This is a genomic window from Candidatus Planktophila sp. (assembly GCF_040402315.1).
GTDB lineage: Bacteria > Actinomycetota > Actinomycetes > Nanopelagicales > Nanopelagicaceae > Planktophila.
On the sequence record NZ_JBBAMU010000040.1, the window covers coordinates 1 to 1427 of the forward strand.

The 1427-nt window shown below is 50.2% G+C and carries 2 protein-coding genes and 1 tRNA gene; all 3 read left to right on the plus strand.

Translation table 11 applies throughout. From position 1 onward, the window contains the following. A partial coding sequence (gene rlmB / locus AC9UEP_RS05550) for a 23S rRNA (guanosine(2251)-2'-O)-methyltransferase RlmB (RefSeq protein WP_509544895.1) occupies nucleotides 1-471 on the plus strand: 471 nt, incomplete at its 5' end. A gap of 19 nt (nucleotides 472-490) precedes the next feature. Next, the gene (locus tag AC9UEP_RS05555; protein ID WP_509544898.1) at nucleotides 491-1267 is read left to right on the plus strand and encodes an SGNH/GDSL hydrolase family protein; all 777 of its coding nucleotides are present in this window, start codon (nucleotides 491-493) and stop codon (nucleotides 1265-1267) included. A gap of 53 nt (nucleotides 1268-1320) precedes the next feature. Then, nucleotides 1321-1395, plus strand: a tRNA-Thr gene (locus AC9UEP_RS05560). Nucleotides 1396-1427: the final 32 nt, after the last annotated feature.

Here is a 1427-nt window from a genome sequence, read left to right on the forward strand (position 1 = left end):
GCAAAGAACCCGATGTTACTTGTTGCCCTAGATGGTGTGACAGATCCACGTAACCTGGGCGCCATTGTGAGAAGCGCCGCAGCCTTTGGCGCATCTGGTGTTCTGATGACTGAACGTCGTGCTGCCGGAATGACCGCATCGGCTTGGAAATCTTCAGCCGGGGCGGCAGCACGTTTACCCATTGCACAAGTAACAAACCTGGCTCGCACCATTGATGAAGCAAAGAAAATAGGCTGTTTTGTGGTGGGCCTTGATGGCGAATCTGATGTATCTATCGCTGAGATGAAGGTGGCAACTGAGAACCTGATGGTGATTGTGGGCTCAGAAGGTAAAGGCCTAGCGCGTTTAACGCGTGAGAAGTGCGATCTGATTGTCTCTATTCCAATTAGCGCCAGCACTGAATCACTGAACGCTTCCGTTGCAACATCTATCGCGCTCTATGCGGTTGATGAAGCACGGCGCAAAGGGTAGCTATTTAGGTTAATTATTGATGGCATACCAACGTTTAATCGTCTGCGGCGATTCATACTCTGAAGGAATGAGCGATGAAATCATCGATGGCCAATATCGAGGATGGGCAGATCGCATTGCCGATGAGATGGCAAAAGCTCATCCTGATTTCACTTATGTGAATCTATCTGTGCGCGGCAAGTTGCTCGGACAAGTAGCGCAAGATCAAGTTCCGATTGCGCTCTCTTTTGTCACTGGTAGCGACACTCTGGTTTCTTTTCATGCAGGTGCCAATGACGCGCTGCGCCCGGGATATCAGGCAGATGTTGCGATCGCGCTCTATCAAGATGCGGTTCGATCACTTGCGCGAAGTGGCGCACAAGTAATGCTCTTTACCGTCCTGGAAAAAACTGGGAACAAAGGGCGCGGTGCTGAGATTTGGGAGCGACGCTTTTCCGCATTTAATAAAGGTGTGCGTGCGGTTGGCGCTGAAGTGGGTGCCATTGTGGCCGATGCAAATGAAGAAAGTTTCTTGAGTGATCGCAGGTTCTTAGCATTTGATCGCCTTCACTTAAATGCTGAAGGTCATTATCGATGTGCACAAGCGGTATTAGAAAAGATTGGCTTACCATTTAACCCTGGGTGGAGAACACCGTTGCCACCGGCCAAAAAAATTCCATGGATTGTGCAAAAGGGCATCACCGTTGCCTGGTTTATTATCTTTGCCTTGCCCTGGATTTATCGTCGCCTTCGGGGTAAGTCTTCCGGTGATGGAAGAAGTGCCAAATACCCATCACCGCTCTCCTGGCCGAGATAGCAGGCACGATTTTCAGAATTGGGTGCTGGGTGCCATAATTACGCTCGCACTACGCCTCCCTAGCTCAGTGGTAGAGCAGCTCACTTGTAATGAGCAGGTCATCCGTTCAATCCGGATGGGGGGCTCCAAATCAATTACTCCAACGCATCTTGGAAGGAGT